Source organism: Bradyrhizobium sp. ERR14 (genome assembly GCF_014198235.1).
Taxonomy (GTDB): Bacteria; Pseudomonadota; Alphaproteobacteria; order Rhizobiales; family Xanthobacteraceae; genus Bradyrhizobium.
Genome location: NZ_JACIHD010000001.1, coordinates 725768 through 737732, shown reverse-complemented (window position 1 = coordinate 737732; position 11965 = coordinate 725768). Strand labels below are relative to the sequence as shown.

13 protein-coding genes and 1 tRNA gene are annotated in these 11965 nt (G+C 60.3%); 12 read left to right on the top strand and 2 right to left on the bottom strand.

Annotated features, from left to right (window positions below; genetic code table 11):
• The 11 genes from GGD62_RS03650 (at nt 1) to GGD62_RS03600 (ending at nt 8302) form a co-directional block, all read left to right on the top strand.
• The gene (locus GGD62_RS03650) at nt 1–864 is read left to right on the top strand and encodes an alpha/beta fold hydrolase (RefSeq protein ID WP_018318036.1); all 864 of its coding nucleotides are present in this window, start codon (nt 1–3) and stop codon (nt 862–864) included.
• Nucleotides 865–891: 27 nt separating this feature from the next.
• Nucleotides 892–1242, top strand: a complete 351-nt coding sequence (locus tag GGD62_RS03645) for a phasin (RefSeq protein WP_179736747.1) — start codon at nt 892–894, stop codon at nt 1240–1242.
• Between the two features lie 56 nt (nt 1243–1298).
• The gene (locus GGD62_RS03640) at nt 1299–1805 is read left to right on the top strand and encodes a hypothetical protein (protein WP_183707100.1); all 507 of its coding nucleotides are present in this window, start codon (nt 1299–1301) and stop codon (nt 1803–1805) included.
• A gap of 29 nt (nt 1806–1834) precedes the next feature.
• On the top strand, nt 1835–2005 hold the full coding sequence (locus GGD62_RS03635) for a hypothetical protein (protein WP_018318037.1): 171 nt from the start codon (nt 1835–1837) through the stop codon (nt 2003–2005).
• 70 nt (nt 2006–2075) lie between these two features.
• On the top strand, nt 2076–2339 hold the full coding sequence (locus GGD62_RS03630; RefSeq protein WP_018318038.1) for a hypothetical protein: 264 nt from the start codon (nt 2076–2078) through the stop codon (nt 2337–2339).
• Nucleotides 2340–2495: 156 nt separating this feature from the next.
• Nucleotides 2496–2585, top strand: a tRNA-Ser gene (locus GGD62_RS03625).
• A 91-nt stretch (nt 2586–2676) separates the two neighbouring features.
• Nucleotides 2677–4359 carry a site-specific integrase gene (locus GGD62_RS03620; protein WP_183707098.1) on the top strand — a complete coding sequence of 561 codons (1683 nt, stop codon included), beginning with the start codon at nt 2677–2679 and terminating at the stop codon, nt 4357–4359.
• Nucleotides 4360–4370: 11 nt separating this feature from the next.
• The gene (locus GGD62_RS03615) at nt 4371–4877 is read left to right on the top strand and encodes a hypothetical protein (protein ID WP_183707096.1); all 507 of its coding nucleotides are present in this window, start codon (nt 4371–4373) and stop codon (nt 4875–4877) included.
• A gap of 9 nt (nt 4878–4886) precedes the next feature.
• A complete protein-coding gene (locus GGD62_RS03610; RefSeq protein WP_183707095.1) occupies nt 4887–6740 on the top strand; it encodes a hypothetical protein in 1854 nt (617 codons plus the stop codon).
• The gene (locus GGD62_RS03605) at nt 6733–7491 is read left to right on the top strand and encodes a hypothetical protein (RefSeq protein WP_183707093.1); all 759 of its coding nucleotides are present in this window, start codon (nt 6733–6735) and stop codon (nt 7489–7491) included. The genes GGD62_RS03610 and GGD62_RS03605 overlap by 8 nt, the downstream gene beginning before the upstream one ends.
• Before the next feature lie 58 nt (nt 7492–7549).
• Nucleotides 7550–8302, top strand: a complete 753-nt coding sequence (locus tag GGD62_RS03600; protein ID WP_183707091.1) for a hypothetical protein — start codon at nt 7550–7552, stop codon at nt 8300–8302.
• Between the two features lie 89 nt (nt 8303–8391).
• Here GGD62_RS03600 and GGD62_RS03595 read toward each other — a convergent pair whose 3' ends face one another.
• Complete coding sequence (locus GGD62_RS03595) at nt 8392–9402, bottom strand: hypothetical protein (RefSeq protein WP_183707089.1); 1011 nt, start codon at nt 9400–9402, stop codon at nt 8392–8394.
• A gap of 208 nt (nt 9403–9610) precedes the next feature.
• On the opposite strand from GGD62_RS03595, the gene GGD62_RS03590 reads away from it, so the two are divergent.
• Nucleotides 9611–10249: a recombinase family protein gene (locus tag GGD62_RS03590; protein WP_183707087.1), complete on the top strand. Its 639-nt coding sequence runs from the start codon at nt 9611–9613 to the stop codon at nt 10247–10249.
• 4 nt (nt 10250–10253) lie between these two features.
• On the opposite strand, the gene GGD62_RS03585 is transcribed toward GGD62_RS03590, so the two are convergent.
• Nucleotides 10254–11951 carry a hypothetical protein gene (locus GGD62_RS03585; RefSeq protein WP_183707085.1) on the bottom strand — a complete coding sequence of 566 codons (1698 nt, stop codon included), beginning with the start codon at nt 11949–11951 and terminating at the stop codon, nt 10254–10256.
• Between the last annotated feature and the right edge of the window lie 14 nt (nt 11952–11965).

Sequence of the window (11965 nt, the reverse complement as noted above, 5' to 3'; positions counted from 1 at the left end):
ATGGCAAGGGTGCAGGCAGGTGAGGTCCAACTCGGCTGGCGGGAGTGGGGGCGGGGCGACGTCACGGTCGTCTTCATCCACGGCAATCTCGCCAGCAAGGATTGGATCGAGCTTGCCGCGCCACTGTTTCCGACGGGCCTGCGCGTCGTCGCCATCGACTGGCGTGGTTGCGGCGACAGCGATCGGCCGAAGCCGACCGCGAACTACACCAACTATTCCATGCAGCAGCATGCCGAGGACATGCTGGCCGCCCTCGATACGCTCGAGATCAGCTATTGCCATCTTGCGACGCATTCGACCGGCGGCATCATCGCCGCGCGCATGCTCTTGATGCAGCCGCAACGCTTCGGCCGTGTGTTCTCGCTCGATCCGGTGACGCCGCTCGGCATGGCTTTCAATGCCGATCAGATCGGCCTTTTCCGCGCGATGATGGCGAACAAGGAATTGACGCGAACGATCATGGCAACGGCGGCGTCCTCGTTGTTCGTGCCCGAGAGCATGGCGCCGAACGCGATTCCGCGTTTTCGCGAAGGACTGCCTGAGATCCAGGCCCTGTTCGATCGCATCATCGACCAGACCTTTGGCGTCTCCGAAGGCATCTGGATCGGCACTGCTGTCAATCTGACGCAGGAGAAGGAAAGCCGCGAGCTGGAGCGCCGGATGCCGCAGCTACGGCATCCGCATCTGGTGCTGTGGGGCGAATGGGACGGCTGGATTCTTCCGGCCGACCTGCGTGTGATGGCTGAGGCGATGCCGGATTGCCGCCTCGTCATCGTGCCCGGCATCGGGCACTCGATGAATCTCGAACGGCCGGCGCTCTATGCCGGCTATTTCGGCGCCTGGTTCGGAGGACTTCCCGCATGAGCGAAACCGTCTGAAAGGAGCGACATCATGGTCGAAATCAACGCGTCCGCCGAGAGCATGCGTGCGTCACTGAGCGAGGCGCTCGGTCGCCTGCGCAAGGCCAATTCGGACTATTTCGAATTGCTGGAGCGTGCTCTCGGCTCGTCGCCACTGCCGGTCGCGAACCAGGCGAAGGAGTTCTGCGCCTTCATGCAGCACAATGTCACCGCAACTTTCGATCTCGGCGACAAGCTGATCAACGCAAAGGACATGCAGGATGCGCTCAAGCTTCAAGCCGATTTCTTCCAGGACCAAATGCGCTCGCTGACCGACCAGGGCCGGGCTATGAGCGAGTCTGCGATGAAGGCGGCGGGAGGCATGTTCAGTCCGAAGGCTTGACGCGCTGTCGTTGTCTGCGGGGCGGGGGATCCACGTTCTTAGAAGGAGGACGGATCATGCTCAAATATCTGCTGGCGGCGTTCGCTATTCTCATTCTTGTCGGCGCCACGCTCGTGCCCGATGACGCCTATGCTCGCAGGGGTGGCGGCGGTCGTGGCGGTGGGTTTCATGGCGGCGGCGGGCGCGCGCATTTTGCCGGCGGCGGTCATGCCGGGCGCTTCCATGGCGGCGGCGGACATCGCTACGCTGGCCGGCCCCGGCCGAGTCACCCAATTGCGGGCCGTCCCGGCGGCCGACCCATTGCAGGTCGGCGGGGACGTCCGACCCACCCAATCGCGGGCCGTCCGGGCCGTCCAGGCTATCCGATTGCGGGGCGGCCCGGTTATCCCGGCTATGGCGGACGCTATCCCTACTATCCCGGCCGCGGCCTCGCTTACGGTGCGGCAGCCGGAGCTCTTGCGGCAGGCGCCTACTACGGAAGCGGCTCCTATAATCAGGGCTGCTATTACGACGCTTATGGCAACTGGACCTGTCCGCAGGGTAATCCCTACTATCCCTATTGATGAACGCAGAAGCGCAAGTGAGGTCGGTTATGGCCGGAACGAACAAGCTCTCGGTCGAGAAAGCTCTCGAAAAATTGCGTCAAGATGATCAGATCAAATCGAGCGGAGAGCAGCGTGACGAAAAGAGTGAAGACCTGCGTCGAGAGATCAAGCGCATGAGGGCGCAGCGATCGCGGCTTGATCGCGCGCCCTCCAAGTAAAGCGTAGGTGTGTCCAGGCGTGACCATCTAAGTTCGCACGGATCGAGCCGGCCAAGGCTGGAGTAAAGCGATGTGGGTGCTGATGTACGTCTTTTCCTACTCGATCAGTCCTGCCGCGACGAACGACAAGGCGGAATGGCGACTCCTTCCGACGGTTGTCTTCCAGGAGTTTTCCAACGAAGAGCGGTGCCGGAAGGCCAAAGCCACGCTTGAAGGAAGCTTGAGCGAGGCGGGTGCCAAGCTCCGAAGCGGCTTGGAGGATCTCAAGAGCCTGGGTAAAGCGGATCCAGCTCAGATCATCATCGCCTACAACGTCGAATGCCTGCCGAAATAGGCCCTAGGCCGCGGTTTAGCCCGGGTGCCCGCATCTGTGGACGCGAATCGGCAATCGGTATGAGACCGCAGGCATCGTACCGATCGGTCCAAATTGGGTCCAAGTTCGCGTTGCGCTCAGTCCGAAGCTAAGCTAACTCCCTGGCATTGGTACGAGGGAAGGGTGGCCGAGTGGTTTAAGGCACCGGTCTTGAAAACCGGCGTGCCCGCAAGGGTACCGTGGGTTCGAATCCCACCCCTTCCGCCAGTTCCCCTTCAAGTCGTTGATCTTCCAAAAACTCTGCAGTTCCAATGGCTTCCAGTTGATGGGTGCTACAGTGAGCTGCTACAGCGAGCCCATGGAAGACGTGCCTCACCCTCGACTACACAAGCGCAAAAACACCTACTACCTCCGAGCCTCGTACCCCGCCGATCTGCTGCATCTGTTCAAGGGCAAGGAACGGTGGAAGTCCCTTGGGACCTCTGACTACCGCGAAGCCGTGCGGAGGGTCCGCGCCGCGAGTTCGGCTTTCGATGCCGAGATGGACCGGCTCCGGGCAACCGAGGCGGGCCCACCAGCGAACCTGTCTCAGCGTGAGATCGTTCGGCTGTGCGGGAAGGCTTACGAGTTCGCCATTCGGCAATGGGGAGACCGCCCCGGTGGTCCCGTCATCTACGAGAAGTTCATCGACAAGATGTCGCGGACGCAGAGCCCGACTGAGCTGGAAGCAGAGATCGGTCCTCACCTTGCCGAGCTGCTTAGTCGCTCCTCGACGGTCGGGAAGATCGACGAAGATACAAGGGCTCGGTTCCTGCCTGCCTTGCGCGACACCATCAGCGACGCTGCTACTACGCTCCTGCGTCGTGCCAACAACGACTATGGCACCGACGATCTCGTGCAGAGGTTCGGAGAGGCGCACAAGAAGCCCACAGGAGGTCTCAGCCTGCGGCAGCTCATGGACGACTACTTGGCCGATCCCAGCGTCACGCGGGGAGAGAAGACCCTGCTCAGCTATCGGATCGTGTTCGACGCTATCGAGGAGCTCATGGGGCCGGACAAGCTGGTCCGAGATGTGAACCGAGCGGACTGCAAGCGAGTTCGGGCGCTGCTGCAGACAATCCCTAAGAACGCCCGGAAGGTTTATCCCGGCAAGTCCCTGCAGGATGCCGCGCGGCTGGCCAAGATCGACGGCAAGCCGCTCATGTCTGTAGGAACGATCAATTCGTACCTGATCAACCAGTCGTCACTCTTCAACTGGGCAGTCAAAGAGGAACTCGCAGATCGCAACCCAGCCGCGGACTTGCAGTTGGCCGACCCGGTCAAGGACAAGAACAAGCGCAAGCCGGTGCCACTGGGTGATCTGCCGAAGCTGTTCCAGATGCCTCTCTACACGGGCTGTGTCGACGACGAGAACGGTTACGCGAAGCGGGGCCCGAACCATCCAAGGCGTGGCCGCTTCTGGGTACCGCTGCTGGCTCTCTTCCACGGGCTGCGCCAAGGCGAAGCGTGTCAACTCCACAAGGCGGACGTTCGCCAGATCGGGGGCATCTGGTGTCTCATGCTCTCCGAAGGAGACCCTGATGAGATGGAGGTCGAAGACAGGAAGCGGATCAAGACTGATGCCGGTGAGCGGTTCGTGCCGCTCCACTCGGAACTGATTGCCATGGGGTTCCTCGACTTCGTTAGGAGCTGCAACGGTGTTCGCCTATTCCCAGAGCTGGAGCGCGACAGGTACGGTTACTTCTCGACGATGTCGAAGTGGTTCGGGCGGTTCTTGTCCAAAGCCGGTGTCAAGCAGCCCCGCGTGACCTTCCATTCCCTGCGGCACAACTATCGTGACGCCCTAAGACGAGCAAAGCTGTCTCGTGACGTGGTCCAAGCGTTAGGAGGATGGGCCAGCGACGGTGTAGACGATGACTATGGCGGTGATCTTGAAGCGTTCGTCTCGGTGCTGGCTGAGGCCGTCGCGAACGTGTCCTATGAGGGCTTGAACCTGCGGCACCTTCACGTTTCGACCACTCCGGCCAGAGCGGTGGCGTGATGCCAGAGGAGATGCCCGAAGCCCTCAAGAAGCAAGCCGAGCCCATCTTTCGGCTGATCAGCTACGCTCGTGAACAGGATCGACTGGGCAAGGTGAAGTCCGCTCGCCACGCCCTGATCGCAGCTCGAAGGCAAATCGCCGAACAGCTTGGAGAGACCTTCGATCCCGTCGATGTGGAAGTCGAGGTCAAGAATGGGAGGCGTCGCATCAGGAAGGCCGCCGATACCGGCGAGCACTATCTGAAGGCCCTCGTCAGTTCCGCCCGGCTCTGGGATTGGACCGATCCCGACCGAGCAATCCGCGACATGAGGGCGGCACACTTCGGCTTCGGTTTCTCACACCTCCCGCTGACCGACATCGAGGCCGATCTGGTCGAGAAGGGGAACGTCCTGTTCATTCTCGCGATCTACCCCACCTTGAAGTTCTCCATCCTTCGCCGCCTGCAGACGCGGGGTGTCGAGAATGTGCAGCCTGCCGCAACATCGGCAGCTCCCGAAGCCAACGAAACTCACAAATAGACCATCGACATGCTGATCCGTGACAACTTCGGCTCTGCCGACGCCCGGCCTATGGCTCCGGCAGGGGGTGATAATTCCACTTCTCTTAGTGAGGTTTTCACCCCCTTGGGGCTCACCCAAGACGGCCTTGCCGGTGCCACCGTGAGGGCACTGCAGGGTTCCTTCGGGGCCTTCGGGCACTCGCTCACGAGGGAGATGTGGGACGGGCTCGCTGCTGTTGCTGGCGTCTTGGAAACCATGGCGAACGGCACCTGTCCGAAGTCGGTGTATGTGTCCAGCCTCGATCCCGGCATCGGCAAGACCCAGCTCCTTGTTCACTTCCTGCGGGAGTTGCTGCGGTCTCCCGACCATCGAGGAGCGTCGGCAATCATCTGCGCCAATCGCAAGGACCAAATCCGGGCTATTGCGACGGAAGCTGGTCTTGATCGGTTCGCCGTGCTGACCAGTGACAACGATGTCAACGCAATCGCCACCGCCGATCCAAACGAAGCCCGCATCCTGTTCACCACCCACCAGATGGTCGTGGCTCGCTGCCGAAACTCCAACAGCTTCGAGGCCGTTTCCGCGTTCCACTACGATGGCCGTCCGAGGATGGTTCGCATCTGGGACGAAGCAATGCTGCCGGGGGAGCCATTGACGGTCACGCTTGACGAACTCCACACGATCCCGGCCGAGCTGCGTGGGCCTCGTCCCCGGTTCACGGCAGACCTCGACAAGGTGTTCGACCAGATCGTCCAGGCGGGCGAGGGGGATCGTATCGAACTGCCAAACCTACCGCGCATTCATGAGTTCACCGAGCCAGAAGCTCGACGGATCACCACAGGGCAGGCTGCGAAGGCCGTCGAGCTGATCTGGCCGCTGTTCGGGCGCACCGTCACCGTGAGGCGTCGCTACCGGCTCTCGATCCTCGACTACAGAGAGAGCCTCCCAGCGGATTTGCAGCCGGTCATGGTGCTGGACGCATCGGCCCGTGTCCGCGCCACCTACGATCTCTGGGAGCGGCACAGAGGCGGCATGCAGCGCTTGCCTTCCGCGAAGAAGAACTACGCGGGGCTAACCATCGGCGTATGGGATCGGGGGGGCGGTAAGGATGCGTTCGTGTACGACGCCCAGACCATAGCGAAAGGCGTGGCCAAGACGATCAAGACGAGGCCCGAGGAGGATTGGCTTGTCGTCCACCACAAGGCCACAGCGGAACTCGATTTCGAGAAGCTGGTCAAGCAGCGGTTGTCTACCGGCGTGGGCAAGGTGAAGTTCGTGACATGGGGGCGGCATGACGCCACGAACGACTTCGCGCACATCCCGAACGTCATCTTGGCGGGTGTGCTCTTCAAGCCCGAGCCAGCCTACGAGGCGACCGGAAGGGCTTCCGCTGCACTGCCGTCAGCTTCTGGTGCGTTTGAGTGGACCGACGAGGTCCGACGCGGCGAACATGCTCACGGCATTCTGCAGGCCCTCTGTCGGGGGGCGGTGAGACGCCTCCAGAACGGTTGCTGTCCTGCCAGCCGCGCGTTCATCATCGCGCATAAGGGCTCGGGCATCCCCGCACTGTTGAGTGAGGTCTTCCCCGGCGCATCCATCGGCGATTGGCTTCCGATCCCGAAGCCGCTCAAGGGGCACGCTGAGAGGGCCTTCGACTACATCGTTAGTCGGGTCGAGGCCGATGCCTCCGAGGTCATTCCACCAGCCGATGTCTATCGCCACCTCGGCGTCACGAAGGACAACTTCAAGAGCGTGCGTGGCCACAAGGGCTTCCGCGCAGCCTTGGAAGCATACGGCATTAGGGAGACGACTGACGCTGACAGTCAGCCGCCGGGCTTCTGGCACCCATACCGCTACTACTTCGGAGACGAAGATGACTGACATCGCCCGGTGGAAGCGCCGTGCCGCTCGCAAAGCCGAGGTCAAGGGCCGCGCTCAAGAGCCTAGTCACATGTTCAAGATGTGCCGAGTAGTCGGCTGCAAGCACACGGCCCGAGCAGGGACCGGCGATGGTCTCGACACGCGCTTTTGCAGGCCGCATGCAGACCACTACGCCCGGCACGGAAGCCCCTATAAGCGAAGCTACAACGCCACCGAGATCAATCCGTACCGTCGCGCAGCGGTGGAGTGGCTGCTTGCTCACAAGACCGACCGTTGGGTAGTCAATGCAGTACAGCGGGTTACGACATTGTACGCGAATGCGGGCCAACATGAGGAGGCGTTCCGGCTGCGGGGCCTGCCACCGCGTGAGCGAGCTACCAAGGCCTGGGCGCGGCTGCGCAAGCACAAGATCGATCCGCTGCTGGTAGTAGCTATTTGGCTTGCTGTAGAGATGATCGTCCGCGACGACATTCAAGCCGTAGATACTGAAGAGTTCAAGCGTGTTCAGGCCGCGAAGCTTGTACATCGCCTTGCCTCAGGCTCACACAAGCAGTGGCCGCAAGGACTTGGCGGGACAAAAGAGCTTCACGTTTATCCGGCAAGTCGAGGGAATGTACTCAGGTACATCGGCAAAGACATTCAAGAGGCGGTAGAGTTGCTGTACGCCAATGCCAAGGGCTTGCCCGTCGTGGGCACAGCCAGCGCAGCGAGAGCCGCGCCAAGGAAGTTGGCCGTTCGCCGCAGGACGTGACGACTTCTGGGTCGCGCGGTCATTGGGGCATGTAAGCAGCTTAGTTGGAGATACACAGATGCAGCGGGTGAGCGATCGGACTTGGAATACGGCGGTGGGATACTTGGCCGCAGTCGTGTTCGCTGGCATCGCCGGCTTTGCGCTGGGCGCAACATTCTCAACGGGCTGTCCGCTTGACCCCCAGAATGCTCCGTTCGGCTGTGCGGAATTTCTTCTCTCGCGGTATCAGACGATGATCGCCGCCGTCATAGCAGCGATCGCCGTATTCCCGGTATGGCGGCAAGTACGGCTGCAGGGGATGCAGACCGACATTCTGAAGGGTGAAGCACTTCGGCAACGGGTATCGACCCTCGGTAGGATGCGCAACGCGCTTGTGACGCGAGCCAAGGTCGTTCGGGAGGAACTGCAGCTCTACCCAGAGCGCGTCGATAATGTGAGCTTTTGGGCGCACGATGCATCACAACAGATCGACGGTTTCTTGGACTTCGTGTCTGGCCAGAAGTCGCTACGGCTCGACGGAGAGCAGGTTGCGGCGGCAAGGGCTGACCTGATCTCGAAGCTGACGATACTGTCCCGCGCCTTTTGGGTCATGAACTGGGATGTCTACCTTGATGATGAAGATACGCCAAGTGACGAAGAGGCGGCTGCGCTGCGAGACGAGGCCACAGAAGCAGAGGCGAGGCTAGGGGCCACGATTAGCGCCGCGCTCGCGAGCATTGGGGCCTTACAGTTGGCCATCCTCGAAGACATCGGCGTTGCTCGAACGAAGCTGCACGCCCTTGGCGAGAACCTTGTCTCTCAAAGCGAATAGGTTCGCGGATACTCGGCAAAAAAATGTGAAGCCCGGGTCGAGGATGAGCCGGAGAGCGGAAACCCCCATGCCCCCCTCGTTCCTAATGGTCAGCCCGCTGCCTTCTCGGCTCCGGGAGCTTTGGTTAGTAGCTGGATGACGTTCGACGTCCCCTCGGTCGAATGCTTTGTGAAACCTGTCTCTTGCGGGGAGAACATGCAGGCGGACGCGTGTGTGAGGATGATGTCCTTCTTGCTCTCCTCCTTCGCAGCGTTGACGAGCGCCTGAAACGTCAGCAGGGCGTTCTGTCGGTGGCGGTTGACGATCGCATTATGAGTGTGCGCCAAAAAAGTCTTCGAGCACAGGATCAGGGCGAAACCAAGTACCGCGAACAATCCGAGTTTGGCCAACGAGAATTGCACCGCTTCCGTCGCGTCGGACGGGTGCAGCACGTCCCACTTATGGAGGAACATGGCAGCGACCGCGAAGGCACCGAGAGCCGCGCCCGCGATGATCGTGTAGGTGCGCCACCGAACCGCGGCGAGATCGTGGTTGTCCGCCTCGCTCTTGAAGTAGGTCGCTTGAAACCCAACTCCCTGTTCTGCAGCGACCTTCCTCACCTCCGCGAGCACGCGGTTGGCCTCAGTTTCGTGCTCAATCAACTTCTTGGTCAGGCTTGCCGCTTCGTCCGTGGCCGCCTGAGATGCTGCTCTTGCTTCCCGCTCAAGGCGTGAGAAATCTTGCCGGGTACTGATCGCATACACGATCGCTGGCATCAGTGCGGTGTACCAAGGCTCGTAATTGTCCCTCAGTTGATTGATCAAGCTAAGTCGAACTTCGGTCGCCGAACTTTGCTGCGCCGAGAACTTCTGCATCTGCTCAAGGATGTTGAAGAACTGATCGGCAGCCTGTCGGACCTGTTGGCGGTTGCTCTTCGGAACGTGCGGCAGCAAGTCCAACGGCACGAGCTGGAATAGTTGGACCGCTCGATCGGCGAGGGGAACGGCTTCCTCGAACGACAACTCGCGGCCGAGGTCGTCACGTCTGGGCAACGTGCTCGTGTCGTAGGTTTGGACCCGCGCCAGCGACGCAAGCTCCTTGGATACCTCATCATCAGCCATTCACGTTCTCCTCGGCCGGAGACAACTTACGGCTGAGGTGGAACTCAGGCTATCGCCATGAGCCTGTATCCACCGCTGATACGTGTCCGCTGAGGTATGCCCGTGCGGACAAGCCCAAGGCATCCGAAAGCACGTCCGCTAGGGTTGACTTCGGTCAACGGACATGAGAAACAACGGACGATACCCTTACGGACAACAGAGGCAATCGATGGCCACGATTTTCTACGCACGAGTTTCCACCAGCGACCAGACTGTCGAGCATCAGCGGATCGGAGCAGAGGCCGCAGGCTTCAAGATCGACCGCGTTGTCGCGGACCATGGCGTCTCGGGCATCAGCACACGGCTCGTCGAACGTCCCGAGGGCAAGCGCCTCTTCGACATTCTCCGCAGCGGGGACATTCTCGTCGTTCGCTGGATTGATCGGCTCGGGCGCAACTACGGGGACGTTTGCGACACCATCAGGGAGTTCATGCGGCGCGGCGTCGTGATCCGCACGGTGATCAACGGGCTCACCTTCGACGGAGCAACCAAAGACCCAATGCAGCAGGCCGTCAGGGACGCGCTCATTGCCTTCATGGCCGCCACTGCGCAGGCCAACGCTGAGGCCATTAAGGAAGCACAGCGCGGCGGCATCGCTCTCGCGAAGGCGACGGCAGGTGAGACGAAGTACCGTGGACGGAAGCCCACGTTTGACAAGGACCAACTTGAAACCGTGCGAAATATGCTGGAGCAGTCAGCGGGCGTGGGGCAGATCGCGACAGCAACAGGACTAAGCCGACAGACAATCTATCGGATCAAGGGGGACCCAGCAGGGGCCGAAGCAGCGCTGGCGCAATGGGCCACCTGAAGCATTAGCTAGGCGGCGTTACAAGCTGAGCCAAGTAAGGGCGCAAATGTTCGCGGACCATCGCAAACTGCTTGCTGCTCAGCAACTGGTTCTTGCGCTCACCAACATCTTGGATGCGTGCATCGTTGCTCGTAATGCCAACAGCCTCCTCGACGCCAAGGATCAACTGGGTGGCTGACGGCCGCCGTTTGACCAAGAATGATATGATTGCTGGCAGGTGTTGAGCGTCTTGTCCTTGTTGGTTCGGCGCATCGATCACGATTGGACAAAAGGCCGACGACCCAAACTCGTGCGCAGTATGCAATAAGGCGTAGCTGTATGCCGCAAGACCACGCGGACCTTCACTACCGCGAGCATGGGGGGTCGCCGAGATTGACGCCGTGCGGTCGTCACCAATGCGGACATCAAGTTCCTGTGCGAAGCTAACTAAGTTGGTGGAGAAGAAGTCCTTGATAACTCGCGCACGCTTGCGATCCAGAGACTTACGCATCTCGGCACTCTTCTCGTCCATCTGCGTAACGAGCTGGCCGATCTCGGTTTCCACCGCTCCTATGCGGTCGCGCAAGGTACGGGTCGCTGCATTTCGCCCTTCTGCAGCTACGATCTCCCCGAACGTGAGATCATTCTTACGAACAGCAAGGACGGCTCGAACTCTGGAGACCGAAGCTTCGATTTGGCCAATTTCTGTTCGTCCCGCCTCGATCTGCTTCTGTATTTTTTCCTGCTGCTCTTGGGCATGGCGCAGAACCGCAACCAAAGCCTCGGTATCCGCCGCGATGTTGAACCTTGCGGCGATGTCATTGGTGTAGTGCTCGCCGCAGGTCGGGCACTCAACATCGATAGGGTGTCCTACCGCGCTCTTAAATACATCATCGAGTTCGCCAAGAGCTGCCCGGGTCACCTGTATCTGTGATTGCCAAAGAGCGCGTGCATCGACTAGTTCGGACATCTTTGCTCTGTGCGCTGTCTGTTGGTCCAATAACTGAGCACACTCAGCGAGTAGGTGATTTGTTTCGGCCTCGTAGTCTTCAAGATTGAAATAGATGGCTGTTTCGGGCTCCACTGCTCGGAGTTGCTCGACAGCGTCGCTGAGGCCCTGCAAACGTGCGCGAGCGTCTCGCAAGGTAACGGCCAAGCGGTCTTTCTCTGCCTGAGCTACGTAATAAGAGTTGGGCTTAAGGCCGGTATGATACTCAGCAAGCGTTGCAGATGAGCGAGGCAAGTACATGTTCCGGAACGGCTCCCAAGCCGATGTCCAGCTCTTGTCCTGATCCATGTAGAAAGGCGCAAATGCGTATGCAGGCGGTGGCACCACCACTTGCTCGCGTTGATCTGTCATCAGCAGCCTGAAATCTAATAGGTCCGCAAGGAATGGAGCCAGCTCGTGCGTGACAGATGTCGTTTGCAGGGCGCGCCTCCCAGACGCATCGAACACGGTATACGTGCCCGCAAACTTCATTATCGTGTGTGCTTTTCCATCCACTTCAAAATCGACCGCAGAAACTACCTGCGCGCTTCGCCAGCTCTGATCGATCCGATGTGGTTCGGCACCGAAGGTATCATACAGGCTTTTTAGGAGGGCCGACTTGCCGAACCCGTTCGCGGCCCGAAGAACCGTCGCGCCCGGGTCGAACTCGATCATCAAGGCGCGCTGCTCCTCCTGAGATAGAAGCCAGACCTTGTTGAATTTCATTGTGGTCACGCCGCTTTCCCCCA

Excerpts from the sequence above, each read along its gene's own strand:
- GGD62_RS03650 (WP_018318036.1), top strand. The coding sequence starts at position 1 with ATGGCAAGGGTGCAGGCAGGTGAGGTCCAACTCGGCTGGCGGGAGTGG.
- GGD62_RS03645 (WP_179736747.1), top strand. The coding sequence starts at position 892 with ATGGTCGAAATCAACGCGTCCGCCGAGAGCATGCGTGCGTCACTGAGC.
- GGD62_RS03640 (WP_183707100.1), top strand. The coding sequence starts at position 1,299 with ATGCTCAAATATCTGCTGGCGGCGTTCGCTATTCTCATTCTTGTCGGC.
- GGD62_RS03635 (WP_018318037.1), top strand. The coding sequence starts at position 1,835 with ATGGCCGGAACGAACAAGCTCTCGGTCGAGAAAGCTCTCGAAAAATTG.
- GGD62_RS03630 (WP_018318038.1), top strand. The coding sequence starts at position 2,076 with ATGTGGGTGCTGATGTACGTCTTTTCCTACTCGATCAGTCCTGCCGCG.
- GGD62_RS03620 (WP_183707098.1), top strand. The coding sequence starts at position 2,677 with ATGGAAGACGTGCCTCACCCTCGACTACACAAGCGCAAAAACACCTAC.
- GGD62_RS03615 (WP_183707096.1), top strand. The coding sequence starts at position 4,371 with ATGCCCGAAGCCCTCAAGAAGCAAGCCGAGCCCATCTTTCGGCTGATC.
- GGD62_RS03610 (WP_183707095.1), top strand. The coding sequence starts at position 4,887 with ATGCTGATCCGTGACAACTTCGGCTCTGCCGACGCCCGGCCTATGGCT.
- GGD62_RS03605 (WP_183707093.1), top strand. The coding sequence starts at position 6,733 with ATGACTGACATCGCCCGGTGGAAGCGCCGTGCCGCTCGCAAAGCCGAG.
- GGD62_RS03600 (WP_183707091.1), top strand. The coding sequence starts at position 7,550 with ATGCAGCGGGTGAGCGATCGGACTTGGAATACGGCGGTGGGATACTTG.
- GGD62_RS03595 (WP_183707089.1), bottom strand. The coding sequence starts at position 9,402 with ATGGCTGATGATGAGGTATCCAAGGAGCTTGCGTCGCTGGCGCGGGTC.
- GGD62_RS03590 (WP_183707087.1), top strand. The coding sequence starts at position 9,611 with ATGGCCACGATTTTCTACGCACGAGTTTCCACCAGCGACCAGACTGTC.